We start from the raw sequence: 25,241 nt of genomic DNA, 5'->3' as shown, positions 1-25,241 counted from the left end.
TTCAGGTATGGGGCAGGACTCTGACCTCTGTTGTTGCATCGAACACCACATGGATTTTCAGCAGGGCCTGATCAGCACCGTTCACGACTACAGCTTGGGCAATCTTGATGCAGTTGCCTTTAACCAGGAACTGAGTCAGCGACCAACCACGCTGCTGATCCCCTGCCTGATGGAGGAATTCAGCCGCCCGGCCCTCGGCCTGATCCGAGACACGCTCTCTGGATTAAAGGGCCTCAACGAGCTGGTGGTGGCGCTGGCGGCCAAAAGCCCCGAAGACGTCAAAGCAGCAGAAAAGTTTTTTGAAGGGATGCCGTTCCCGGTACGGGTGCACTGGACCAACGGCCCCGCGGTTCGGGAGCTGCTCGAATCCGTCGGCGAGCTGGGGCTCGATGTGACCGGACCACCAGGCAAAGGATGGGCCGTCTGGCAGGGGCTGGGGGTGGCTTGCCAAAACGCTGAGGTCGTTGGCCTGTTCGATGCCGACATCAGAACCTTTGGATCGGCGTATCCGGAGCGCATGCTTCGCCCGCTGCTGGATCGATCCCACGGCATTGCCTACGTCAAAGCCTTTTACAGCCGCTTGTCCCTTGAAACCCAAGCGCTTCAAGGCCGCGCCACACGCCTGTTTGTCGGCCCGTTGCTCGCGAGCCTGGAACAGATTTTCGGGCCACTCCCTTACCTGGCCTATCTGCAGTCATTCCGTTATCCCCTCGCCGGTGAATTCGCCTTTACGAGCGATTTGGCCATGAATCTGCGCATCCCATCGGATTGGGGGCTGGAGGTTGGCCTGCTTTCGGAGGTGTACCGCCATGTGGCCTCCAGCCGAATTGCCCAAGTTGATCTGGGGCTGTTCGACCACAAGCACAAGGAGTTGGGCCATCAACCGACGGAAGGCCTACAACGCATGGCTGGCGAAATCTTCGGCACCGTATTGCGTGGACTGATGGAACATGAAGGCTGCGTGATGTCGATGGACCAACTGCCATCGTTGGAGGTGCTCTATCGGCGGGTTGGAGAAGATCGAGTCCGTAAGTTCGGCCTCGACTCAGCAATCAACCGACTGCCCTACGACCGTCATGGCGAAGAACTCGCTGTTCAGAACTTCGCAAGCCTCTTGCGGCCTGGCCTCGCAAAACTGATGCAGGCACCGATTGCGCATCAACTGCCCAGCTGGTCACGACTTCGCAGTTGCAATTCAGCTCTGCAGGCTGATCTTGCTGAAGCTGGACAAGCTGATCGAAGATCTCTGAAACGGCCTAACCACCACCCACATCGCTTTGCCTCTGAGCTGGCTGCCTAAAGCCAGGCAATTACAACATTCAGCCCAACTGCTCACGCTGCCGCGTCACCCAGGTCGTTGCAGCCCGTTGCGAGTGCCAGGCCTGAAGCAATTGCTTAGCCAGTACCTGCAGTTGCTGTGCATCACGCGTTGACTCAATGGCTCGATTCATCCGCTCAAGATCGAACTGCTGAGTAACACTCAAGCTGACTTGCTCTTCCATTTTTCAATCCCTCATATCGACGGAACAATCATGCGCAGGAGCAAGCAAAAGAATTGTTTCATTTGAAACGGAAGGCCATCCTTGTGTCGATCCAAACGTTGAACAAAAATCTGCAATTCAAAAGTCTTGGGCAGAACTGTAATAGTGATTACAAAAATGACTCGATCTGTATCAACGCATCTGTACCAAATCTAAAGCTGTGCTGATTCGGTGACCAATTAAACACTTCGCTTGCATCAAGAGCACCAGATTGGCATGATTCAATATGCTCACAATGATTGAGTGCGTTTATCGAAACGACACCAGCCGAATGGTGATCGTGAAATGCATTGGCAAGGATCACTTCTATCGAGAGAAGGTGGTGATGCCAACGGAGGTCTTCTGGTTCGAAGCACCTCAAGATGCGCGCTTGGAAATTTGGAAAATGTCGATGACGGGGCAGATGTTGCATGTGCGTGCCGATGTCTGTGACTACGCCACAGAGGAAGAGCCTGCCAGGGAATCCCTCTGGGCCAGCTGATCACGGCAGACCAACCGTCTCAGTACTCAACACCTCGATAAACACGGGTTGACTTGACCCTCTTGCAATCCAGCTTGAGCAGATCAGCCGTAGCGCGAGACCGCACAACACCATGGGGCCGCACAGGAGCACCAGCCGCTTTCACCGGATTGATCCCGAGCAATTCGGCTGTCATGCGAGAGCGAATGACACCTCCCTGTTGAATCGGAGCACCGTCAAGCCGCTTGGACTGAAGCGAGCGAACCGGAACACCGCGATACACAAAGCGGTTGTCCTCTTTGGGGCCCTCTAGTTGAAGCAGCTCCGCTGTGGGAGCCGAGCGAATGACCCGCTTCTCTTGGACAGCTGAGCAATAGAGCAGCTGCTTGACAGGAGCTTCAGAGCCGGAAGACAGAGAACCCCGTTCGTAACAGACTCCGCGGAAGGTGAGAACTGACATGGCGACGACGGCAAGAGACGAGCCCCCGTTCCTTGGCTCGTTGTAAATGCGCCCTGGTCCAGGGTGAACGCAGTGTAGCCGTTGCTACAGACAGAGTTTGACCATTGACTTTCTTGACATGGCGTTCACAGGGCTACACACCGGCAGAAAAAAAACTTTTTTTAATGGTTGGCCTGCGATGTAGACAGAGAAGCGTCTTGGACCACGGGGGCGTTGCAGCGTCATGCCAAAACAAGTCATCTCAGCGCAGCTGATCCTGCTCACCACAACAGTTGCCATGGCCTGTCAAGGCTGCAGCACACCTGCACGAAAGGAGACACGACTTCACGAAGCCCAGCCTGGCGATGTTCTGGTGATCAAAGGCGACACAACCATCAAGCTCAGCAAGGCATTTCGGCCCGGATCACCCAACGGACTGTTCGATGGCGGGGTTTCGATCAGCAGTCCTGAGATGGAAGAGAGGTCCGCGGAGGTCAACGCCGTTTGCAGCATGCCGAACCTGCCGAACTGGCCCGAGTACGACAACATCTACGGTCGCTGGCTTGAAGAAGACGAAACCCCCGGCTCGGAAGGTGGAGACACCGACTGGCAACTCTTGATTTACTTCAACGGGACGACACAAAACAAAGGGAGAGAAGAGGCTCCCACCTGGGCACAACGCCTCGCCGAGAATGCTTGCCGCAAAGAAGACTTCCGCGACAACTGAGCACTTAAACGGTATCAATCGCAACTCTTTACGGCCAAAAGGCTGAAAGCTGCAGCAAGAGATACAACTGATCAAAAACTCCGAAGACATAGTGAGAATGATTCCCATTCCTCCTTTATGGCAAGCACCGGTAGCGTCAGCTCCTGGGACGAATCTCTGCTCGTCGCAATGATTCAGTATCCGGTCCCTGTGATCAAAGGACCGGAAGACATTCAGACCCAAGTTGATCAGATCTGTAAAGCAGTTGCATCAACCAAGGCCGGCTATCCAGAGGCAGACTTGATCGTGATGCCGGAGTACTCAACTCAGGGGCTCAACACAGCGATCTGGACCTACGACGAGATGCTGCTGACCATCGACTCACCAGAAATCGGCCGCTTCAAACAAGCCTGCAAAGACAACGATGTTTGGGGTGTATTTTCCTTAATGGAGGTCAACGATGACCCAAGCAAACCACCCTTCAATACAGCCATCATCATTAATTCAGATGGCGAAATAGCGCTGCACTACCGCAAACTGCAACCCTGGGTCCCCATCGAGCCATGGTCTCCAGGCAACTACGGCATGCCTGTGTGTGATGGCCCTAAAGGTTCCAAGCTTGCTGTCTGCATCTGCCATGACGGCATGTTCCCAGAACTTGCAAGGGAAGCTGCTTACAAAGGTGCGAATGTCTACATCCGCATCTCGGGTTATTCAACCCAAGTGAATGACCAGTGGATTTGGACGAACCGAACCAATGCCTGGCAAAACCTGATGTACACCATTTCGGTGAACCTTGCTGGTTACGACGGTGTGTTCTACTACTTCGGCGAAGGAACAGTCTGCAACTACGACGGCAACGTCATCCAGCAAGGCCATCGCAACCCCTGGGAAATCGTTACAGCAGAACTATTCCCACGCCTGGTTGACAAGGCAAGAGAAAACTGGGCCCTCGAAAACAATATCTTCAATCTGGGATGTCGTGCCTATGTGGGCAAACCGGGGGGGGAAAAAGAAAACTACCTCACCTGGGTCGAAGACCTGGCTAAAGGCGAATACAAACTCCCTTGGGATAGCAGCATTCGAGTCCGAGACGGATGGAAGTACTACCCCGAAGGCGTGAAGCTGGGACCCATGCCGAAGAACGGAACAACAACTGCCAAACCAGCTGAGTCAGTCACGTTATAGGCAGGCTTGCGCCCGGAGCTGTCCAACGCCAGCTCCGGTAAATATCAAAAGCACGATCAAATTTTAGTGTCATCTAATACCAATATATTTAAACCGAAAAACCATTCAAGACAATAAGTATCAACCACAACATCTCAGCAATTCTTGGCTGATTTGAATGTGGTTGGTTGATAGTGCCTTTTCATGCCCGAGACCCTGTTCAAAGTGGATCTCACCAAGCCCATGGACCAGCAGGAGATGCCTGGTCACAACAGGTGGCATCCCGACATTCCTGCAGTTGCCTCTGTCAATCCAGGCGACGTCTTCCGCATCGAGTGCAAAGACTGGACCGATGGACAAATCAAGGACAACGACGACCCGCAAGATATTGCTGACGTCAACCTGGAAGTTGTTCACGTCTTGAGTGGGCCAATCTGGGTTAACGGTGCCCAACCAGGAGACATCCTGGTCGTGGACATCCTTGAGGTGGGAGCCCTACAGGGTGATGAATGGGGTTTCACAGGAATTTTCGCCAAAGAGAATGGCGGCGGCTTCCTCACCGATCATTTCCCCAAAGCAGCAAAAGCCATCTGGGATCTTGAAGGTGTGTACACCTCATCACGACACATTCCCGGTGTGCGCTTCGCAGGCATCACGCACCCTGGCTTGATCGGCTGCGCTCCTTCCATGGAACTACTTAACGAGTGGAACCGCAGGGAAACGGAACTGGTCAATACCGCACCGGATCGCCGGACCTACGGCGCAGGCCTCTCCGGCAGTGAGCCTGTGCTGGCAGCTCTACCCAACCCCAACAGTGCCATCCTGGGCAATGTGGAGGCGGGTGATTTCGATCGAATCGCCAATGAAGCAGCACGCACCGTTCCACCCAGAGAACATGGCGGCAACTGCGACATCAAAAACCTCACCAAAGGCACACGAATCTATTTCCCCGTGTATGTGGAAGGGGCGAAACTTTCAATGGGTGACATCCACTTCTCCCAAGGTGATGGTGAAATCTCCTTCTGCGGTGCCATCGAGATGTCGGGCTATCTCGACCTGCATGTTGATCTGATCAAAGGTGGCATGGCCAAATACGGAATGGTCAATCCCATGTTCAAGACCAGCCCCGTTGAGCCTCATTACAGCGACTACCTCGTCTTCGAGGGAATTTCTGTTGATGAATTCGAAGGCAAGCAGTACTACATGGATGTGCATATTGCGTACCGTCGCGCTTGTCTGAATGCCATTGAGTACCTGAAGAAATTCGGTTACACCGGCGAACAGGCTTACTTGCTCTTGAGTTGTGCACCTGTCGAAGGCAGGATCAGCGGCATTGTGGACATCCCCAATGCATGCTGCACACTTGCCTTGCCAACCTCCATTTTTGACAAGGATATTCTTCCTTGCTGAGGTAAATAAAACACCTCAAAGCTCAACAACGAAGGAGTTAATCAGATGGTTGACTCCTTCTTTTTGATTTCCTCGAAACAATGCCCGTTTACGAATTCGCCTGCTCGACCAACCAATGCCCGACCTATGAAGTGTGGAGGTCGATCTCAGATCGCGACACCAGCACGGAGTGTCCGGAATGTGGAAGTCACGGGAAGCGATTATTCAATCCGCCAATGATGCTTACCGGTGGGTTGCGCTTGAAAACTGAACGGAGGGAACCTGAACTCGTTACTAAAAAAGTACGGGAACCTTCCACCAAACCAAGGCTGCAGGAAAGCACCACCCGGCCTTGGATGCTGAATCGCGGCTGCTGAATCGACAACCCATAAAAAAGCCCCGGCAACAATTGTTACCGGGGCTTTTTAGTGGAAAGTTAAACAGTCAAGAACTCTTGAATCACTGCCTCAGACAAGGATGTAGTCGGCCCGCTTGAGACAATTCCGCCACGCTGCATAGCGTAGTAGAAATTAGATTGTCGAACAAAGTGCAGGTGTTGCTCAACAAGCAAGACGCTGATTCCAGTTTCCTTGATAATTCTCTGAACAGCGCGTTCTATATCGAGAATAATTGATGGCTGAATACCCTCGGTTGGTTCATCCAGCAAAAGTAGCTTGGGCTTACCGAGCAATGCACGAGCGATAGCCAACTGCTGTTGTTGACCACCACTCAAGTCGCCACCACGCCGATTCAGAAACTCTTCAAGAATTGGGAAGAGTTCGTAGATGAAGGGATCGATATGGCGATTTTTGCCCATTCCGCCAGGTAGAGCCTCCATACCAAGCATCAGGTTCTCACGAACTGTTAGGCGAGGAATAATGTCGCGGCCCTGAGACACATAACCAATGCCATGACGAGCACGGCGATACGGAGGTTGCTTCAAAAGCTGGTTTGACTCGTATTCAATCGAGCCACTTTTCTGCTGAAGCAGACCAATCAATGTTTTCAGAAATGTGGTTTTACCCACACCATTGCGACCGATCAGGCAAACCATTTCTCCCTTGGGAATTTGCAGATCGACATCCCTAAGGATGTGACTTTCACCGTAGTAAACATTGACACCTGATGCCTTGAGAATCAAGTCAGAAGAAGTTGGATGCATGGTAGATGATTCAAGGATTGCAGTCGGCATGACATCTAGTTCAAAGAAGATTTAGTGATCATCAGATTCACCGAGATAAACCTCAATCACACGGGGATCAGTCTTCACCTCATCCATGGTTCCCTCCGTCAATTTCCGGCCTTGATGAAGCACGGTGACAGGGGCTCCCAGGTCGCGAATGAACTCCATATCGTGCTCGATCACCACAACGGTGTGCTCACCAGCAAGAGATTTGATCAAATCGGCAGTTTTGGAGGTTTCCTCATCCGTCAAACCGGCAACAGGCTCATCCAGGAGAATGATGTCTGGAGACTGAGCCACCAACATCGAGATGGCGAGCCACTGCTTCTGACCATGGGACAACGAACCCGCCTGCCACTTGGCGTAAGGAGCCAAGCCCACATACTCCATGATTTTGAAGACTTCGTCCTTGACGGTGTCATTCAATGATTCCGTCAACAACGACAACGGATTCTTTTTGGGTGACGCGGTCAGTTCGAGGTTGCGCTGAACCGTCAGATTCTCAAAGACGCGAGGTGTTTGGAACTTACGACCAACACCCAGACGAGAGATCTTTTGCTCGGAGAGGCCAACAATGCTGCGACCGCGCAACATCACATCCCCTTTGGTGGGACGGACTTTTCCGGTAATCACATCCAGGAATGTGGTTTTTCCGGCTCCGTTAGGGCCGATAATCGAGCGCAGCTCACCCGGACGCAGCGAAAAAGAAAGGTCAGTGAGAGCATAAAAGCCGTCAAAACTGACGCTGACGTCGTCTAGATCAAGAATAGTTTGAGACATGGAGAACCTTCAAGAAATCAGAGTGAAAACATTTAGGCAGATGCAGACTCACTTTGAGCAGATTCGTCAAGGTCGATCTTTGGATAAGTCGCAGATTTCTTGGCAAGACCGAAAGCAGCGAGCATGGTACGGAATCCACCTTTGGTAAACCATCCATAGATGCCATCAGGCATCAGGACAACAACAAAGATAAACAGTGCACCTTGCACAAACAGCCAAGCCTCCGGGAGTGCTTCACTGACCAAACTCCTCAGGTAGTTGACAACAACAGCACCGATAATCGGACCCACCAGCGTGCCGCGACCACCAACAGCGACCCAAATCACCATCTCAATCGACATCGAAATCGACATAAATTGAGGAGAGACAATGCCCGACTGGACGGTGTAAAGGGCACCAGAAATACCCGCTAAGGCACCAGCCACAACAAAGACAATCACCTTGAAGGGGGTTGGATTGAATCCTGAGAAACGCAAACGCGGCTCATCATCACGAATCGCGATGAGAGAGTCACCAAAACGACCAGAGGTCAGATATTTACAGAGTAAATACGCAAAAGGAAGGAGAATCAAAGTGATGCGGTAAAACAACACCTGGGCATCATCTGAGCCGGCAACCAACCCGAAAATTTCTGTCGTACTGGTCTTCAAACCATTAGTTCCATTGACAAGTTTTTGCTGACCATTAAAGAAATGGTAGAAAACCATCAAGGACGCCTGAGTGATGATTGAGAAATACACACCCTTGATTCGGTTCCTGAAGATCAGGTAACCGACCAATCCCGCCACAACGGAAGGGACAATAAAGATGGCGAAGATCGAAACAGGGAACGACCAGAACGGTTCCCAGAAAAAGGGCAACTGATCGACACCATAGTTCTCGAAAAACTTGGGCAATCCGTTCGCTCCTGTTGTGAAGTCATTTTTGGTGACCAGCAACAAGTGCATCGCAATGGCATACCCCCCGAGGGAGAAGAAGATTCCCTGGCCCAGACTCAGCAAGCCTGTATAACCCCAAATGAGGTCAATTCCGAGAGCAACAAACGCGAGTGAAAAGTAACGACCAAACAGGTTCAGTCGAAACTGAGAAAAGCCAAACAACTCGCTATCTGCCATGGCAGGCAAGATAAAAAAGGCAAAAACCAGGAGGATCCAGGGGATCAGGCGCTTAAAAAGTTTCATTGAAATAATGCAAAGTCATTAAGCATCAACTGAGCGTCCCTTTTGAGGGAACATGCCTGTTGGCTTGAACTGAAGGAAGGCAATAATAAAAATAAAAACAAGCACCAACGACATACTCGTCGTTGCGAAAAACTCGGTCACAGCCCTCAAACCAGATGGCATATCTGGGAATGCAATCAACAACGAACCAGAGCCAATAATCGATTGAATGATGCCGAGCATCATCGAAGCAATCACCGTTCCAACAAGGTTCCCGACACCTCCAAGAACAATCACCATGAAGCAGGAGACGATGTAGGAGGCCCCAAGGTTGGGTCCAACAGAGCCAAGCAAGGTGATGGCACAGCCAGCTACCCCAGCAAGACCCGATCCAATGCCAAAGGTGATGCTGTCAACACTATCGGTAGGTATTCCAAGACAGTTACTCATTTCACGGTTCTGAGTTACCGAGCGAATTCGGACACCCCAGACACTTTTTGTTAGGAACCAAGCAACAGCTGCGAGCAGAAGTGCCGACAAGACAATGATGAATATCCTGATTCCTGGCAACTCGATCCCACCAAGGGAGCCCCAACTTCCTTGCAACCATTTTGGAGCAGTGACGTCAATATTGCGCGGTCCAAACCAGGGGTTTGAAAAGAAGCGACCAAACGAAGCGAAAATATTGATCGAAAGGATGCCAAGCACACCAGCAACACCCCAGAGAGCCCCACCCAGATAACTTGAATAGGATGCTTCTTTCAAAGAAACAGGCATAAATCGTTTGGCCAACCAGCCCAGCAATGCCGTCACACCAATTCCCAGCATCATGGCGAGGGAAACGCTGCGGACAAACTGAATCAGAATCAGGCTTACACCCCAGGTGGCTAGGAGGGTTTCAAGAGGCCTCCCATACAACCGCCGAATCAATGTGCGTTCCAGCAGAACACCCACCAGAGCGGTCACAACAAAAGAGGCGACAAGCGCAACGAGGTAATACAGCTCAAAAAGAGTTCCCCCAAGTGGGCGAAACATGTTTTGAACCACAAAGGTGACATAGGCACCAAGCATCATGAATTCACCATGGGCGAGATTAATCACACCCATCAATCCAAAGACGATTGCCAAGCCAGTCGCCGCGAGCAGAAGCACCGAACCGATACTTAAGCCATCAAGAATCTGCGAAAAAACTAGCTCCATGATTTCATCGGATAATAAAAAAGGTGGATCAAACTAAGTCTGATCCACCCAGGATTAGATTTCTGAATCAAGAATCACATCTTGAACTTACCAGCATCCGGACGATCCAGAGTCCAGTCGCATGCAAAGCCCTTGGTCTCAGGAACGTACTGGTTCCAGGTGATCGGAGCAACGGGAGTTTTGCTATCCCAGAGGATTTCAAACTGGCCATCATCCTTGGCTTCACCGATGCGAACGGTCTGAGAGATGTGGTGGTTGGGATACATCTCGATGGGACCCTGAGGTGCATCCATCTTGATGCCGATCATGGCATCGCGAACGGCATCCAAATCCTCATAGGTACCAGCCTTCTCAACAGCAGCCTTCCAGAGGTAGACCATGTTGTAAGCAGATTCCATCGGGTCGTTGGTCACCCGATCGTCGCCATACATCTCAATGAAAGCTTCATTGAAGGTGTTGGAAGCTTCAGTTCCAAGCGACATGAAATAGTTCCAAGCCGCATAGGTGCCGCCGACGTAGTCAGGGCCGATCTGGCGAATCTCTTCTTCCGCGATGGAGAACGACATGATCGGATACTTGTCCGGAGTGATGCCAGCTGCCTTGAACTGCTTGAACAGAGCAACGTTGGAGTCACCGTTCAGGGTGTTGATGATGATGCCGCCATCAGGGAACTCCTTCTTGATCTTGGCGATGATCGGAGCAACTTCAGTGTTACCCAGGGGGATATAGTCCTCTCCAACCGTTTCACCACCCAGGCTCTTGACCTGCTCTTTGATGATGGTGTTTGCGGTACGCGGATAGACGTAGTCAGATCCGACGAGATAGACCTTCTTGCCGTACTTGTCAGCAAAGGTGTCGAACAACCAATCAACAGCAGGCTCAGCCTGCTGGTTGGGAACAGCACCTGTGTAGAAGATGTTCTTCGAACACTCCTGACCCTCGTACTGAATGGGGTAGAAGAGGAAGTGATCTTTGGCTTCGTACACGGGAAGCATGGCCTTACGGCTGGCTGAGGTCCAGCCACCGAACACCACGGCAACCTTGTCGGCGTCGATCAGCTTCTGAGATTTCTCAGCGAAGGTGGGCCAATCAGAAGCACCGTCTTCAGAGACGTAGGTGATCTTGTAAGACTTGTCGTCGATTTTGACGCCGCCTGCGTCATTGATCTCCTTGATGGCCATCTCCTCAACCTCTTTGAGGGTGGTTTCGGAGATCGCCATGGTTCCACTCAGGGAGTGGAGGATGCCCACCTTGATTTCGCCGTCGAAATCGCCACCGGAAGAATCACCGCCGCCACCGCAGGCCGTCATGGTGACGCCAACAGCTGTTGCAGCAAAGCCAGCAAGGACTCGCTTTGAAAGTGAACTAATCATTTCCCGAAAGACACGCGAAGAAACAAAGACCGCCTAGGGGCGTTCTCAGAAGGTATTGAGGGCAACAACCAGAGAAATGTATCCATTCGCACTATTTGCCGATTCCAAGGTTTTTGACAATTAGTTCGGTAGCTGTTGCAACAAGAAGTCCACCACCTTCTCCAATCCCTGACCGTTATGGAGGTTGGTGAAACACCACGGCCTATCTCCGCGCATCCGCCGGGTGTCCTGTTCCATCACCGCAAGGTCGGCACCGACCTGCGGTGCCAAATCAATCTTGTTGATCACCAAAAGATCAGACCGCGTGATGCCTGGCCCTCCCTTGCGGGGGATCTTGTCGCCAGCCGCAACGTCGATCACGTAAATGCAGAGATCCACCAACTCAGGGCTGAAGCTCGCCGCCAGGTTGTCGCCGCCACTCTCAACAAGAACAAGATCCAGGTCAGGAAATTGGGCTTCCAGCTCTGCCACCGCTGCTCTGTTGATCGAGCAGTCTTCGCGGATCGCTGTATGAGGACAACCGCCTGTCTCCACCCCGCGGATCCGCTCTGGATCCAGGGCACCGGCACGGGTGAGGAACTGGGCATCCTCCTGGGTGTAGATGTCATTGGTGACCACCGCGAGCTGCAGGTCGTCGCGCAAGCGGCGACAGAGCGCCTCCACCAGTGCGGTCTTGCCGGATCCCACAGGACCAGCCACCCCCAGGCGCAGTTTGCTGCTCATCAGCTTCGAAACAGGCGTGAATACAGCTCAGCATGGGCAAGCTGCGCCATGCCCGCACCGACACCGCCGCTCCAGAGCTGCTGCGGATCGGCAGCCTGAAGCTGCTGCGCTTGCGAGGCAATCATCGGTAGCAGCCGCTGTTGCAGCACCTGCGCTCGAGACGGACCCAACGGCAAGAGGCGCACCGCCGCACTGAGCTGATTGGCAACCCAGCCGTAGAGATATCCCTCCACCATGTCGCACGCTGGAACAGACAAGCCCACGGCAGCCCAAGCCCAGGCCGCTGGCCAGCTCAGGGGCACGGGTTCGGGCAGGTCCTGTCCCATGTCAGACATCAACTGCACCAGCGACATTCCCATCTGACGCTGTTGCGCTCGAAGCTCTGCTGCTTCACGGGTGGCCAACAGCCAACCGTCCAGATCGATCAGGCGCGCTTTGGCCGCGCCATCCGCCTGGGTTGACCACTCCACCAGGGCCTCTGCCAGGGGCCGCAAGGCAGCGGCCTCCAGTCGCACAGCACCCCGTTGCAATTCGGCCTCCAACCAAGCCTGAACGGCCTGCACGTCAGCGATGGAGCCAGCCTGAATCAGCACCTCGAGACCTTCCGAGTAGCTGAAGGCACCAACGGGCAAGGCCGGGCTAACCAGTTGCAACAACGCCAGGGATGTCATCCGTGCTGATGCCCCCCATAGGCGCCACCCTCGGGAGCAAACGGCTGAAGGCAGCGACTGACCGTCAAGCCACGCCCTTCCAGCATCGTGGCCAACACGGAATCCTCCGGCAGCAACAGCTCCTGCTCATGCAGCTCAAGAGCAACGTGGCGATTGCCCAGGTGATAAGCCGCCTGCAACAGCTCAAGGGGATGCGAACCCTGCACCCGCAGCAGCGCTTCCGGCGCTGCCGTCACCTCCACCACGGTCGACCCGGACTGATCCCCCAGCAGATCACCAGGCTGCAGGGATCCCATACGGGGCAACTGAAGAAGAACAAGGCGACCGCAGGAGGTGGTGCGGCGACCGCGCAATACCGTGCGCTCTTTAGCCGTTAACGGCAAGTGCAGGGTTGCCATGGCACTGCTGTTCTGCAGGCGCTGCTCCAACACCACCACTGCATCTGTCACCACCATCTCCTTTCCAGTTCCACAGAGAAAGCCTGCCCAGACATCAGCAGCACTTTGGTGTGCGTTGCTACAGAGATGAAGGCGATGGCAGCGGAGCGTGAAGCCATGCAACGTCTCGATCCTTGGCACGGCCGCTGCGACCTGCAGTTTCGTGCAGCCAACGGCAGCACCCGACACCAGGGGGGCTGCACGGCTCCGTTCAAGTTGCTTCGCAGTGAACGCGGTGATGACGGACGCTGCGAGCTGCCGATTCTGCACACAGCTGGAGGCCTGGTGGGCGGCGATCAACTCAGCCTCGACATCAAGCTTGAAGCCAGCAGCCGCAGCCTGATCACCAGTGTGGCAGCGCAGAAGGTTTACGGGTCCATCGGCCGCAGCCGCTTGCAGCCTGAGGGCTGCTCTGCTCAACAGCACGTGTGCTGCTCGCTGGCCAGCGGCAGTGATCTCGAATGGCTGCCGCAGGAATTGGTGCTGTACGCCGATGCCTTGTTCGAGCAGCACCTGACGGTGACCCTGCCAATGGATGCCTCCTTTATTAGTGCAGAAATCGTGCGCCTGGGTCGAACCGCCGCTGGTGAAACCCTGCAGCAGGGGCGATGGCGGTCGAGCCTCACGATTCAGCGCATCACTTCAACCGGCTCGACATGGGAGTTGGCTGATCGCGTGGAACTGGGCGGAGCCAGCCTGGACAGCCCGCACGGGTTAGGAGGCGCCCCTGTGTTCGGCACGCTGATCTGGGCCGCACCCATGGCCATGGGCGCCGAAACAACCGCAACGCTGCTGGACGGAGCGCGGGCCGACCGTGAGGGGCTGACGGGCACGATGCGCTGCGGGGCCCTCGGGCAAGGGCTGATCGCCCGCTATTCCGGCAACTCCAGCCGTGATGCCCGCTTCTGGTTCAGTCGGATCTGGGAGCGCACGCGAACACTCCGGGGACTGACAAAGCCACGCATCCCCAGGGTCTGGCCCCTGCAGGAACAGCCTCTACGCCGACAAACGTCCACCATGAACCCTTTGGAGACCGCAGCGGAGACACACTGAAGAAGACCGAGCTTCGCTATGCATCTCAGTCCCCAGGAAAAGGACAAACTCCTGATCGTGACCGCGGCACTGCTTGCGGAACGACGATTGAACCGCGGCCTGAAGCTCAACCACCCCGAATCGGTGGCCTGGCTCAGTTTTCTGGTGCTTGAAGGTGCCCGTGACGGCAAGAACGTGGCGGAGCTGATGCAGGAGGGCACCACCTGGCTGCGTCAGGACCAGGTGATGGACGGCGTGCCCGAGCTCGTGCACGAGGTGCAGATCGAAGCCGTCTTCCCCGATGGCACGAAGCTCGTCACCCTGCACGACCCAATTCGCTGAGGCAGAACCCATGGCACCTCTCATTCCCGGCGAACTGCTTCCCGAACCGGGTGAACTTGAGCTGAATGCGGGACGACCCGTCACCACGATGAGCGTCTCCAACAGTGGCGATCGACCGGTGCAAGTGGGCTCCCACTTCCATTTCGCCGAAGCCAACGCCGCCCTGCAGTTCGACCGGGCCGCAGCCCGCGGTCATCGTCTCGACATCCCTGCCGGCACCGCCATCCGTTTTGAACCTGGCGACAGCCGCGACGTGAACCTCATTCCCTTTGCCGGTGCCCGACGCGTCATCGGCTTCAACGGCCAGATCAACGGATCCCTCGACGCCTGACCCATGCCCTACCGCATCTCCCGCCAGGCCTACGCCGAGACCTACGGACCCACCACTGGCGACCGGGTTCGCCTTGCGGACACCGAGCTGATCCTCGAAGTCGAGAAGGATTTCACCGTGTACGGCGACGAGGTGAAATTCGGCGGCGGCAAGGTGATTCGCGATGGCATGGGCCAGTCCCAGACACCTCGAGCCGCGGGTGCCGTCGACACCGTCATCACCAATGCTCTGATCCTCGATTGGTGGGGCATCGTCAAAGCCGATGTCGGACTAAAAGACGGCCGGATCGTGGGCATCGGCAAAGCCGGCAACCCCGACACCCAGGAAGGGGTCACGATCGTGGTGGGCCCCGGCACCGAGGCGATCGCTGGGGAAGGTCACATCCTCACGGCCGGTGGCATCGACACCCACATCCACTTCATCTGCCCCCAGCAGATCGAAACTGCTCTGGCCAGTGGCGTCACCACCCTGATGGGCGGCGGCACCGGACCAGCCACCGGCACCAACGCCACCACCTGCACCCCTGGGGCGTTTCACATCGGGCGAATGCTCCAGGCCGCCGAAGGCTTGCCGGTAAACCTGGGCTTCTTTGGCAAGGGGAACGCCAGCACCCCTGAAGCCCTGGAGGAACAGGTGCGCGCCGGTGCCTGCGGCCTGAAGCTGCATGAAGACTGGGGCACCACGCCGGCCACCATCGATGCCTGTCTGTCGGTGGCCGACCGGATGGATGTGCAGGTGTGCATCCACACCGACACCCTGAACGAAGCCGGCTTCGTGGAAGACACGATTGCCGCCATCAAGGGACGCACGATCCACACCTTCCACACCGAAGGTGCCGGCGGCGGCCATGCCCCAGACATCATCAAGATCTGCGGCGAAGCAAATGTGCTGCCGAGCAGCACGAATCCCACCCGGCCCTATACCCGCAACACGCTTGAGGAGCACCTCGACATGCTGATGGTGTGCCACCACCTCGACCCCAAAATCCCCGAGGACGTGGCTTTTGCCGAATCGCGGATTCGCCGCGAAACGATCGCCGCCGAAGACATCCTTCACGACCTCGGTGCCTTCTCGATCATCGCCAGCGACTCCCAGGCCATGGGGCGCGTGGGCGAAGTGATCACCCGCACCTTCCAGACCGCCCACAAGATGAAGGTGCAGCGCGGTGCGCTCCCGGAAGACTCCAACCGCAACGACAACCATCGGCTGAAGCGCTACATCGCCAAGGTGACAATCAACCCCGCTCTTGCCCATGGCATCAGCAGCGAGGTGGGCTCGATCGAAACCGGCAAGCTCGCCGATCTCGTGCTCTGGAAGCCGGGCTTCTTCGGCATTCGCCCGGAACTGGTGATCAAGGGCGGTTCGATCGTGTGGGCCCAGATGGGCGATGCCAACGCCTCCATTCCCACCCCCGGGCCCGTGCACGGCAGGCCCATGTTCGGCGCCTTCGGCAAAGCCTTGGCTCCCAGCTGCCTCACCTTCGTGAGCGCAGCCGCCATGGATGCTGATATCCAAAGTCAACTGGGTCTGGAGCGCACCTGCATGGCGGTGAAGGACACCCGCAGCGTGGGCAAAAGCGCTCTCAAACTCAATTCCGCCCTGCCGAAGGTGAGCGTGGACCCGCAGACCTATGAGGTGTTCGCCGACGGTGAACTGCTCACCTGCGAGCCCGCCGAAGTGCTGCCCCTCGCCCAGCGCTATCTGCTGCTTTGACCACCACCCTGCTGGTGATCCAACACGTTGACCACGAAGGGCCCGAACTGGTGGGACAACTGGCACGGGAACGGGGAATGGCCCTCCAGACCCTGCGGCCCGACCGAGGCGACCGCCTGCCGCACCCAAGTGAATGCCCGAACAGCATCGCGCTGGTGCTGGGGGGACCAATGGGGGTGAACGAGCAACATCATCCGGACCTGCACTGGCTCCAAGCCGAGCTGAACTGGTTGACGGCCTGGCACCAGCAGCGTCGACCGGTGCTGGGCATCTGCCTGGGGGCGCAGCTCTTGGCTGTCGCTGCTGGCGGATCCGTGGAACCCCTGCAGGTTGGAGCGCCACCACAGCAGCTCAAGGAACTGGGACTGGGGGCAATCCACTGGGTTGCTGAACGGAGCGATGAGGCCTTACTGCAGGGACAACCGAGCAGCAGCTTGGTGCTGCATTGGCATGGCGATCGCATCCACCTGCCGGGCGATGCAACCCTTCTTGGTTCCTCGCTGCACTGTGCGGAACAGGTGTTTCGAATCGGCGATCACGCCATTGGCCTGCAATGCCACCTCGAGATCAACAGAGACGCACTGCAATGCTGGATCGCCAACGACCACACCTATGTAATGAGCGCCCTTGGGCCTGAAGGGCCCGAACGCCTGATGCGGGAGTGGCGCTGGCTTGGAGACAAGCTGCAGGAGCAAGGTCGACACTTTTTCAATACTGCGCTCGATCAGCTGCAGGAGTGCTGCAAGACCAGGTGATTCACATCAGCAAGGCCAACTAATTTCTACGGATAAAAATAAACAAAAGCAAAAACTTTTCAGATCAAGTATCGAACCGAACATCAACACAACGACCGAAAACGCTTCAATAGTTTTGTAGCAACAGCTACCGATCGTTCACTTCGCGCCACGCGAAGCGCAGTTCGCCTCAGGCCATGGAACGGGGACCTGAGCTTGCTTCGAGGACCTTCCAATGACCACCCTTCTCTATCGCGGGCATCAGTACCAGCAAAAGAACGCCACTGAGGGCAGGCCCGGTGTGCAGCTGGTCTACCGCCGCAACGTGTACCAATCCCGCCAGATCAACAGCCACCGCACTCCGGTGCAGCTCGTGTACCGCGGGGTGGGCTACACGCGCTAGGCCAACTTCTCAATCTGTAGCAACTCGAACATTCCAGTTCCGAGGATTAGGGCGTAATAGATCCAGCCTCAGCAACGACGTTGGATCTCATCACTTCCCGCCTCGACAAAGGCCTTGTGCAGGTGAATCCCTCCAGCGTGCACGGCGTGTTCTGGCTGCAAACCCACTTCCCAGCCAGCGAATGGGATGCCTTGCTGTCTGGCCAGGCTGCATTTGGAATGGATTGCATCGACGACCTCGTCAATGATGCGCGTCAAGCTGGTTTGAATGTGGAGTGGGAAGCCACAGTCCCCAGTTGAGCCATTCAGAGTTTTGCAAAAAGCCCTCGACACCCAGTGTTGATGGGCTTTTTTTAATGGCACAAACCAACGCGAATCACTAAGCCACCAACCGGTTGAGCATGGGCAACTCTGAGAGTTCATCCCTCCATTCCTGGGCCCAAAGTGCCTGGCTGCGTTCGTAAACCTCCATCAACTGTTCCACCGCACGCTCATGGAAATCAACCCGTAGGTCCAACAGCGGAAAGGCAGCTTCACCACTCACCTGCACCGCTGCTGAGGTGCAGAAATCGGAGCGGTGATCGCCTCCAGCAGCCTCCCCCGCCTGCAGGGCAGCCATAAGGCGTCGACCAAGTTTCCAGCTGGGATCGCTGGTGAGATACGCCTGCTCCATCGCCTCCACAACACCGTCGTCGACCAAACAATTGCCGGCGACAGACAGGTCACGCCGATGGCGGTGCCCAGCCCAAGCCCCGCAATCCTGCCCCGTCCAACAGGCCGTTCGACCATCCAGGTCGATCAGATGAAACTGACGCCGATCACGATGCTGATCATCCGCCAGAAGGCTGGCCAAAACACTCTCCGCATCCGCACTCTGCTCCAAGCGTTCAAGGCCACAGATCCCCAGATAGGGATTGGTGTGGGCCTGGGTCGCCACAGCGCCAACTCCGGCGCGGATGTGGGGCACGGTGGATCCAACGGCCAGATGACAGGTGGCAACTGCAACGCCAAAGCGGCCGTTGCTGGGATCACGGGCCAGGATCGAAAAGGTCACGGCAGCTGGCGGTCGAGCCGCAGCAGCGTTTCCAAAAGCACCGAAGTGCCCGCCCAGCACTGTTCGTCGCTGGTGAACTCCGCAGCTGAGTGACTCAAACCGCCCCGACTGGGAACAAAAATCATGCCCATCGGCCAACGGCGACCAACCTCCTGCGCATCGTGGCTGGCTCGACTGGGGAGATGGCTGTGAGACAGGCCGAGAGCGGCCGAGGCCTCAGCAATCGTGGCCATCACCACAGCATCAGCAGGGGTGGGATCAACACTGAACTGTGGGTCCACCGAAATCGGGCAGCCCGTTTCAGCACCAATGCTTTCGACCTGCTGCATCAACTCCTCCACCAATTGATCGAGAACAGTCGGATCAACATCCCTCAGGTCGACCGTCAGGGCGACAGCGCCGGGGACGACATTGGCGGCATTGGGCCAAACCTCCAGTCGACCCACGGTCGCCACAGGATCTCCTGGATGGCGGGATGCCATCGCCTCGACGGCAAGAACAATGCGCGACGCCGCCACGAGGGCGTCCTGTCGCAGACCCATCGGTGTGGTGCCGGCGTGATTGGCCTGTCCCTGCACGTTGATGCTGAACCGACGCTGACCAACAACACCCTCAACAACACCAATGGCATCCCCGCGTTGCTCGAGAACGCCGCCCTGTTCAACATGCAACTCAAGAAAAGCGGCATAGGCCTCATCGGAGCGTCGGGCCGACGCCAGCGAAGGCCAATGCCCCCCGATTCGCGCCAGATTCTCTTGAATCGCCTGGCCGTTGCTGGTGACGTAACTCTCCGGGTTATCGGAAGCCGTCCCCGCCAAGCCTTTGCAACCCACCATGGTCGACTCCTCATCGGCAAAGGCGATCAACTCAATGCCGTGCCGCAGCCTCATGCCCTGGTCTTGAAGAGCGCGGCAGGCTTCCAGACCTGCAAGAACACCCAGGGCACCATCAAAACGTCCACCGGTGGGCACGGTGTCGAGGTGTGAGCCGGTCACCAAAGCAGGACGGTGTGGCTCGAGGCCTTCAAGACGCCCGATCAAATTGCCAGCGGCATCCACACGCACCTGCATGCCCAACTGCTTCATCCAACTGGCCAGCAACTCACGGCCCTGGACGTCTTCCGCTGAAAACCCGCGTCGACAAACGCTGCCATCCGACTTCGCGCCAATCCTGGCAAGCTGCTCAATCGTGCCAATCAAACGATTGTGGTTTGGTCGCGCCGCAATTTTGGCTGGCACGACCCTCGATGCAGGGGTAGTCGGAAACGCCGAGATGAGCCCTGGCAATGCCGTGACCTGCAGTTCAAAGGGAAAGACACCTTGACCTGAATCGGCCGATTGGCTTGTAGCTAGCGCAACGATTTAACGCTGATCAAAGAATTCAAACGGGCATCAGCACCCGCCACCCCAGGCGATCGGCCTCCCGACGGGCCAGGGCTGGCACGTCCTCTGCCACAAACATCCGGTGCAACATCTGCACACCCAGCAGATGATTGATCACGGCATCCATCTGCACACGCTCCGCATCGGTGGTGGCAGGGTCCGCATGACGTGCAAACAAGGCGCTAACGCCAGCCTTGCTCAATAAACCAGCGGCATCGATCGCCTCATCACTGAGGTAGTCATCGGCGAGTTGCTTCATCTGCTCCCACTTCTCGGGCTCCGTATGGGCTGGCGGCGCCATGAAGGCGAACTTCTCACGCCGATACAACACCTCCGGCAACAAACCCGCCATGGCTTCCCGCAACACGTATTTCTCGGTTTTCCCCTTAATCCGCAGTTCGGGAGGCACTTGCACGGCAACAGCGGCCAGATGGTGATCCAGGAAGGCCGGTCGGGCCTCCATGGAATTGGCCATGTCGACCCGGTCACCGCCCCAAGTCAAGATCTGGCCCTCCAACATGGTCTTGATCCAGACGTACTGGGCCTTGTCCAGGGCATGGCGCCCTTCAAGTTGATCCGCATCCAATTGCTCAGCAATCGCTTTACCCGGGGAGTAATCCTGCAGGGCTGCAGCATGAGACTCCGCCAGAAGCTCCGGCACCAAGGGCGCACAGGCCAGCCACGGCTGCAGGCAACTGGGGGTAAAGCCAACCACCGCATCGAGGTCGGGATCGTCCACCTGGTTTTCAGCGAGCATCGCTCCCTGCACCAGGGCATTGGACTGCTGAAGCAAGGTTTCCCAGCTGGCGCGCTCCTCCTGAGGCAAGTCATCCAGACCGTGGAGGAACATGTCGCGGCGAAAGGCGGGATAACCGCCGAACAACTCGTCTGACCCTTCACCGGTCATCACGACCTTGTAGTCAACGTTGTTGACATGGCGACTCATCAAGAACTTCGCCACCGCCAAGGTGTTGTAGATCGTTCGCTCCGCATGCCAGATGGTGCGCTCCATATGGCCATAGAGCTCCTGACCGGAGAGACGCATCAGATCCTGCTCAGCCCCCGTGGCCTCGGCCATCTCCTGAGCAATCGGCGACTCGTCGTAACGGGCGTCATCGAATCCGATCGTGAACGCCTTCACCGGTGCCTGGCTGACAGCTGACGCCAAACCGAGAATCGAACAACTGTCGATGCCACCGGAGAGATAACAGCCCACAGGCACGTCGGCCACCATGCGCAGCTCGACGGCCTCCAGCAAAGACGCACGAACTGCAGCGATGTGGTCGGCCTCCGTGAGGCGACGATCGCGCTGATCCTGACGCGGAAAGTCGACATCCCAGTAGGTCGACTCCGACACCTCCAGCCGCCCATTCGCACGTTGCACCTTCAGCACATGGCCGGGCTTCACCTGTTGCACTCCAGCAAAGGCAGTGGTGCCAGGAACCATGGTCTGCATCAACTGGTGGAACAGACCCTCCGACGTGAAGCGTCGCTCAACCGCTGGATGCGCGAACAGCACCTTCAACTCGGAACCAAACACCAGACCCTCAGGCGTCATCACCCAGTACTGCGGTTTGATGCCGAAGCGATCCCGCACCAGGTAAAGGCAATCCTCCGCGCGATCAAACAACGCAAAGGCAAATTCCCCGCGCAATAGAGGCAAGGTCGCCTCCAAGCCCTGGCGCTGATAAAGCCGGAGCAGGATCTCGGAATCGCTCTTGCTGCTGAAGCGCACCCCCTGGGCGGTGAGGTCAGCCCTGATGCGTTGAAAGTCGTAAAACTCACCGTTATGCGCCATCAGCACCTCACCGTCATCGGTGAGAAAGGGCTGACGGCCACGTGACTCGTTCAGATCGATGATCGAGAGGCGGGCATGGCAGAAACCAACACCAGCCTGATCAAGCACCTCCACGCCAAAGCCATCGGGCCCACGATGGGCCTGGATCGCTGCCATGTTGACCAGCAGCTGGCGGTCCACCGTCTGACGACGGTCTGCGTTGAAAACACCTCCGATTCCGCACATAACGCTCGCTCAGACGACATCCATGACGCGTTCGGCCCGGTTCACCATGCAGGTGAGCAGTGCCATCCGCAGGAACACAGCTCCCCTGGCCTGGCTGAAATACCAGTTGTGGGGTGTGTCATCAAGGCAGGTGCTCAGTTCCGCTCCCCGCGCCAAGGGATGGAGCACGATCGCTTCAGGCTTGAACGGCATGTCGCGGGTGAGGCGAAATCCTCTCCCGTGCACTTCATAGGTATCGCCAACCCAGGCGATGGCGTTGATGTAAATGACATCCAGATCGGGCACTTCAGCCTGTAGATCGGTGCTGCAGCGCACCTTCATGCCGCAAGCCTCGAGCTCCTCCAACTGCCCAGGGTCGAACAACTGCAGATCCGACTCCAGCCCGGGAGCATGAATCACCACCACCTCATCCACGGTCTGCGGGAATTTGGCCAGGATCCTCAGCAGTGAGCGAACCGTTCGCATCCGCGATGGAATCCCGACGATTCCGATGCGAATCCGATCAGCCGCAGCCACCTCAACTTCAGCGAGCTTGGGCCGCCACTTGAAGATCGTGTACAGATCCGCCATCGCCTGCGTCGGATGTTCATCAATGCCGTTGCCGGCATTGATGATGGGAATCCGCAGGGTTGACGTCATCGCATAAACAGCACCGGGATCGCTGTCCCGTAGCACCACGCAATCGCCGTAGTTGTTGAACATGTGGGCGACATCTTCAAGGGACTCGCCCTTGGCAATCCCGGTGGTAGCTCTGTCGGTGATGTTGATCGAGCTGCCACCAAGACGATGCCAGGCACTGTCAAAAGAGAGACGGGTGCGCGTGCTCGGCTCGTAAAACGCGTTAATCAGAATCTTGCCGGTCAGGGGCGTGTTGTGACGGCAATACCGATCTGGATTGCTCTCGAATTTCGCCGCCAGCCGAAACACCTGCAACAAGGCCTCGGGTCGAAACGGTTGGATCGACACCACATGCTGATTCACCAGATCCAGCAACGGTTCTCCGTCCTCGGCAATCGCAGCCAGCAGCTCCTGGGGTTGGTTCTGGCCATAGACATCGGGACCCATCGGCTGAAACCGAATCTGTACCGAAGACGCTTCAACTACTGCTGAATTTGCCTGTGCCATAGCTAAATCGGATCAACACTCTGTTTGCCAAACCGAGTGCTAAGGCCAAGAACTACATCTTTTACCGGTAACAACGACAACACCCCTTCGTCCACGAAGAAACAGCTTCTTAAGCAAAGATCCGGAAAAAATGTTCAGCTGGTTACTAATACCTGCAGCCGTCACCACACACGACCGTTCCGCCACTCAACCCACCAAATCAGTAGCAACACGAACACAGACAGCACCAAGGCAAGCTGACTGGCCACCAGCAGAAACTGAAAGCCGGAGAGTCCAACAAGGCTGGCCATCAAAAAAAGACTTTGGATCATCCCTCCTCCTGCAACAAAGTGAAGTCAAACCGTTCCGGCCACGTGCGACTGCCGATCAGCATCACGACTGCTGATACGGCCGCCGAAAACACAGCGGCGCAGTAAGGCGCTATCAGCACATAAGCGAGCAGGCCAACAACGCTGCCGGCGAGCATGGCCGCAATGGCAGCCGTGCGATTGGCCGTGCGCCAGTACAGGCCGCAGGCCACTGGCCAGACCGTGGAGGCCACCAGGGCACCGGTGAAGAACAGCACCGACGCCAAAGAATCAAGCCGCGGCCAGGACAGCGCCAACGTGACGACCGCCAACCCCACCACCATCAGCCGCGCAGCCTGCTTGAGCTGCAGGTCACTGGCTTGGGGCCGCAACAGGCGGAAGTACACATCCTCCGCCAGAAGATCGGCGGTGGATGCCAACAGCGAATCCAGGGTGGAGGTGAGCGACGCAAACACCACCACAAACACCAGAGCAGCGCCGCCGGCGCCGAGCAGATCAGCTGCCATCACTGGGAACACCATGTTCACCTGCTCGAGAGGCAACTCACGCGCCAAGGCCACCAGCCCGATGGAGCCCGTCACCATCGGCACGCTCATCCAGGCGACCCCCCCCAACACAAAGGAGGTCATCACCACCGAGCGACGGCTAGCGAAGACCCGAGACCACCAGATGTTGTTGTGAAACACCTCGCCCATCGAGAAGAGGGCGGAATTCCACGCGATCAACAAACCAGCAGGCAACAGCAGATCGAGCCGATCGGGATGCCGGGCAAGCAACGAGGCATGCACCTCGGGCATCGGGAATTGCCGGAAAGCGAGCACCGCCACCACCGCCAACAGCACCATGATCAAGAGCGACTGGATGAAATCGGTGCCGATCACGGCCCGCATCCCACCGAACAGGGTGTAGAGCGTGGCGACACCAATCACCACCACCATCCCCACGTGGTAATCGAAGCCTGAAAGGGCCTGCAGCAGCAGTCCGGCACCCATCGCCTGGGTCATCAAAAAACCCAGGGTGTAAATAGCGGTGATCACCATGAACACCCACCACGCCAGGCGCCCGTAACGCAACCGAATGAAATCGCCGCTGGTGCGTCCGTTGGGCATCAGCTGCTTGATCCGAGAAGCCAGGGGAGCAAACAGGATCAGTCCAAGCCCTGCCAGGGCATAGCTGAACATGCCCCAAAGCCCGGTCTTGTAGCCGAATTCAGGGGCAAGCAACGTGGTGTTGCCGGTGACCCAGGAGGCCATCAACGTGGCGGTGCTCAGGGCCAGCCCGATGTTGCGCCCCGCCAGCATGTAGTCATCGGCATTGCCTTGACCGCGCCGACCCCAAGCAATCCCGAGGGCAACCCAGAGAACGGAGAACAACACCACCAGCGCCCAGGCGATCCCGGGCTGGAGGAAGGGAACCGAGTCAACGGACATCCGTCGACCCCCTGCGGTTCCAATAAAGATGTCCGCGCAGAATCATCACCACCGTCGCCGCAGTAACAACGGCACCGAGGGCAAAGATCAGTCGCGCCCAGAGCAATTCATCCAAAGCGAAGACCCTTTGAACTCC

General features: G+C 56.7%; 29 protein-coding genes. 13 read left to right on the top strand and 16 right to left on the bottom strand.

The annotated features are described in order from the left end of the window. The first annotated feature begins 49 nt into the window (after positions 1–49). A complete protein-coding gene (locus FZX13_RS06865) occupies positions 50–1,300 on the top strand; it encodes a glycosyl transferase (protein ID WP_226408725.1) in 1,251 nt (416 codons plus the stop codon). 19 nt (positions 1,301–1,319) lie between these two features. Here the strand turns inward: FZX13_RS06865 and FZX13_RS12915 are convergent, their stop codons facing one another. Beyond that, a complete protein-coding gene (locus FZX13_RS12915; protein WP_255618043.1) occupies positions 1,320–1,451 on the bottom strand; it encodes a hypothetical protein in 132 nt (43 codons plus the stop codon). 325 nt (positions 1,452–1,776) lie between these two features. On the opposite strand from FZX13_RS12915, the gene FZX13_RS06860 reads away from it, so the two are divergent. Next, the gene (locus FZX13_RS06860; RefSeq protein WP_226408723.1) at positions 1,777–2,022 is read left to right on the top strand and encodes a DUF1830 domain-containing protein; all 246 of its coding nucleotides are present in this window, start codon (positions 1,777–1,779) and stop codon (positions 2,020–2,022) included. Between the two features lie 19 nt (positions 2,023–2,041). On the opposite strand, the gene FZX13_RS06855 is transcribed toward FZX13_RS06860, so the two are convergent. Continuing rightward, positions 2,042–2,461 carry a hypothetical protein gene (locus tag FZX13_RS06855; RefSeq protein ID WP_226408721.1) on the bottom strand — a complete coding sequence of 140 codons (420 nt, stop codon included), beginning with the start codon at positions 2,459–2,461 and terminating at the stop codon, positions 2,042–2,044. A 223-nt stretch (positions 2,462–2,684) separates the two neighbouring features. Here FZX13_RS06855 and FZX13_RS06850 point away from each other — a divergent pair, with 223 nt between their 5' ends. The 4 genes from FZX13_RS06850 to FZX13_RS06835 all read left to right on the top strand — a co-directional run bounded on the left by FZX13_RS06850 (position 2,685) and on the right by FZX13_RS06835 (position 6,079). Then, on the top strand, positions 2,685–3,167 hold the full coding sequence (locus FZX13_RS06850; RefSeq protein WP_226408719.1) for a hypothetical protein: 483 nt from the start codon (positions 2,685–2,687) through the stop codon (positions 3,165–3,167). Between the two features lie 117 nt (positions 3,168–3,284). Continuing rightward, positions 3,285–4,334, top strand: coding sequence for a formamidase (locus FZX13_RS06845; protein ID WP_226408717.1), 1,050 nt, complete (start codon positions 3,285–3,287; stop codon positions 4,332–4,334). Positions 4,335–4,517: 183 nt separating this feature from the next. Beyond that, positions 4,518–5,723 carry a formamidase gene (gene fmdA / locus FZX13_RS06840; RefSeq protein ID WP_226408715.1) on the top strand — a complete coding sequence of 402 codons (1,206 nt, stop codon included), beginning with the start codon at positions 4,518–4,520 and terminating at the stop codon, positions 5,721–5,723. Between the two features lie 80 nt (positions 5,724–5,803). Further along, positions 5,804–6,079 carry a zinc ribbon domain-containing protein gene (locus FZX13_RS06835; RefSeq protein WP_226408713.1) on the top strand — a complete coding sequence of 92 codons (276 nt, stop codon included), beginning with the start codon at positions 5,804–5,806 and terminating at the stop codon, positions 6,077–6,079. Between the two features lie 59 nt (positions 6,080–6,138). On the opposite strand, the gene urtE is transcribed toward FZX13_RS06835, so the two are convergent. The 8 genes from urtE to ureE all read right to left on the bottom strand — a co-directional run bounded on the left by urtE (position 6,139) and on the right by ureE (position 13,241). Beyond that, positions 6,139–6,864, bottom strand: a complete 726-nt coding sequence (gene urtE, locus FZX13_RS06830) for an urea ABC transporter ATP-binding subunit UrtE (RefSeq protein ID WP_226408838.1) — start codon at positions 6,862–6,864, stop codon at positions 6,139–6,141. A 51-nt stretch (positions 6,865–6,915) separates the two neighbouring features. Then, entirely contained in the window at positions 6,916–7,665 is a 750-nt protein-coding gene (gene urtD / locus FZX13_RS06825) for an urea ABC transporter ATP-binding protein UrtD (protein WP_186570928.1), read from the bottom strand. Between the two features lie 32 nt (positions 7,666–7,697). Then, positions 7,698–8,846: an urea ABC transporter permease subunit UrtC gene (gene urtC / locus FZX13_RS06820; protein ID WP_226408711.1), complete on the bottom strand. Its 1,149-nt coding sequence runs from the start codon at positions 8,844–8,846 to the stop codon at positions 7,698–7,700. A gap of 18 nt (positions 8,847–8,864) precedes the next feature. After that, positions 8,865–10,025, bottom strand: coding sequence for a branched-chain amino acid ABC transporter permease (locus tag FZX13_RS06815; RefSeq protein ID WP_226408683.1), 1,161 nt, complete (start codon positions 10,023–10,025; stop codon positions 8,865–8,867). A gap of 74 nt (positions 10,026–10,099) precedes the next feature. After that, positions 10,100–11,398, bottom strand: a complete 1,299-nt coding sequence (urtA, locus tag FZX13_RS06810; protein ID WP_186570931.1) for an urea ABC transporter substrate-binding protein — start codon at positions 11,396–11,398, stop codon at positions 10,100–10,102. A gap of 120 nt (positions 11,399–11,518) precedes the next feature. Then, positions 11,519–12,121, bottom strand: a complete 603-nt coding sequence (ureG, locus tag FZX13_RS06805; RefSeq protein WP_186570932.1) for an urease accessory protein UreG — start codon at positions 12,119–12,121, stop codon at positions 11,519–11,521. Next, positions 12,121–12,792, bottom strand: a complete 672-nt coding sequence (locus FZX13_RS06800; protein WP_226408681.1) for an urease accessory protein UreF — start codon at positions 12,790–12,792, stop codon at positions 12,121–12,123. Before FZX13_RS06800 ends, ureG begins: the two co-directional genes overlap by 1 nt. Beyond that, on the bottom strand, positions 12,789–13,241 hold the full coding sequence (gene ureE / locus FZX13_RS06795; RefSeq protein ID WP_370630797.1) for an urease accessory protein UreE: 453 nt from the start codon (positions 13,239–13,241) through the stop codon (positions 12,789–12,791). Before ureE ends, FZX13_RS06800 begins: the two co-directional genes overlap by 4 nt. A gap of 105 nt (positions 13,242–13,346) precedes the next feature. On the opposite strand from ureE, the gene FZX13_RS06790 reads away from it, so the two are divergent. The 7 genes from FZX13_RS06790 (at position 13,347) to FZX13_RS06760 (ending at position 18,083) form a co-directional block, all read left to right on the top strand. After that, on the top strand, positions 13,347–14,282 hold the full coding sequence (locus FZX13_RS06790) for an urease accessory protein UreD (protein ID WP_226408836.1): 936 nt from the start codon (positions 13,347–13,349) through the stop codon (positions 14,280–14,282). A gap of 18 nt (positions 14,283–14,300) precedes the next feature. Next, on the top strand, positions 14,301–14,603 hold the full coding sequence (locus FZX13_RS06785) for an urease subunit gamma (protein WP_115024644.1): 303 nt from the start codon (positions 14,301–14,303) through the stop codon (positions 14,601–14,603). A 10-nt stretch (positions 14,604–14,613) separates the two neighbouring features. After that, on the top strand, positions 14,614–14,934 hold the full coding sequence (locus FZX13_RS06780; RefSeq protein WP_226408668.1) for an urease subunit beta: 321 nt from the start codon (positions 14,614–14,616) through the stop codon (positions 14,932–14,934). A gap of 3 nt (positions 14,935–14,937) precedes the next feature. Then, positions 14,938–16,647 carry an urease subunit alpha gene (gene ureC, locus FZX13_RS06775; protein WP_226397516.1) on the top strand — a complete coding sequence of 570 codons (1,710 nt, stop codon included), beginning with the start codon at positions 14,938–14,940 and terminating at the stop codon, positions 16,645–16,647. Then, a complete protein-coding gene (locus FZX13_RS06770; protein WP_226408657.1) occupies positions 16,644–17,402 on the top strand; it encodes a type 1 glutamine amidotransferase in 759 nt (252 codons plus the stop codon). The genes ureC and FZX13_RS06770 overlap by 4 nt, the downstream gene beginning before the upstream one ends. 214 nt (positions 17,403–17,616) lie before the next feature. After that, positions 17,617–17,784, top strand: coding sequence for a DUF4278 domain-containing protein (locus FZX13_RS06765; RefSeq protein ID WP_115024648.1), 168 nt, complete (start codon positions 17,617–17,619; stop codon positions 17,782–17,784). A gap of 80 nt (positions 17,785–17,864) precedes the next feature. Next, a complete protein-coding gene (locus tag FZX13_RS06760) occupies positions 17,865–18,083 on the top strand; it encodes a hypothetical protein (protein ID WP_226397518.1) in 219 nt (72 codons plus the stop codon). 79 nt (positions 18,084–18,162) lie between these two features. Here the strand turns inward: FZX13_RS06760 and FZX13_RS06755 are convergent, their stop codons facing one another. The 6 genes from FZX13_RS06755 to FZX13_RS06735 form a co-directional block, all read right to left on the bottom strand. Continuing rightward, entirely contained in the window at positions 18,163–18,837 is a 675-nt protein-coding gene (locus FZX13_RS06755; RefSeq protein WP_226397519.1) for a DUF1028 domain-containing protein, read from the bottom strand. Then, complete coding sequence (locus FZX13_RS06750) at positions 18,834–20,075, bottom strand: Zn-dependent hydrolase (protein WP_226408655.1); 1,242 nt, start codon at positions 20,073–20,075, stop codon at positions 18,834–18,836. Before FZX13_RS06750 ends, FZX13_RS06755 begins: the two co-directional genes overlap by 4 nt. Positions 20,076–20,217: 142 nt before the next feature. Continuing rightward, positions 20,218–22,242 (bottom strand): asparagine synthase (glutamine-hydrolyzing), encoded by a 2,025-nt coding sequence (gene asnB / locus FZX13_RS06745; RefSeq protein ID WP_226408653.1) that lies wholly within the window; start codon positions 22,240–22,242, stop codon positions 20,218–20,220. A gap of 9 nt (positions 22,243–22,251) precedes the next feature. Then, complete coding sequence (locus tag FZX13_RS06740) at positions 22,252–23,367, bottom strand: aspartate carbamoyltransferase (RefSeq protein ID WP_115024653.1); 1,116 nt, start codon at positions 23,365–23,367, stop codon at positions 22,252–22,254. Between the two features lie 161 nt (positions 23,368–23,528). Continuing rightward, complete coding sequence (locus FZX13_RS12910) at positions 23,529–23,657, bottom strand: hypothetical protein (RefSeq protein ID WP_255614063.1); 129 nt, start codon at positions 23,655–23,657, stop codon at positions 23,529–23,531. 17 nt (positions 23,658–23,674) lie between these two features. Next, positions 23,675–25,105 carry a sodium:solute symporter family protein gene (locus FZX13_RS06735; RefSeq protein WP_226408643.1) on the bottom strand — a complete coding sequence of 477 codons (1,431 nt, stop codon included), beginning with the start codon at positions 25,103–25,105 and terminating at the stop codon, positions 23,675–23,677. Positions 25,106–25,241 lie beyond the last annotated feature (136 nt).

It is taken from the genome of Synechococcus sp. MU1625 (assembly GCF_020514205.1).
GTDB lineage: Bacteria > Cyanobacteriota > Cyanobacteriia > PCC-6307 > Cyanobiaceae > Parasynechococcus.
The sequence above is the reverse complement of the archived record's forward strand: the minus strand, read 5'-3'. Positions and strand labels throughout refer to the sequence as shown.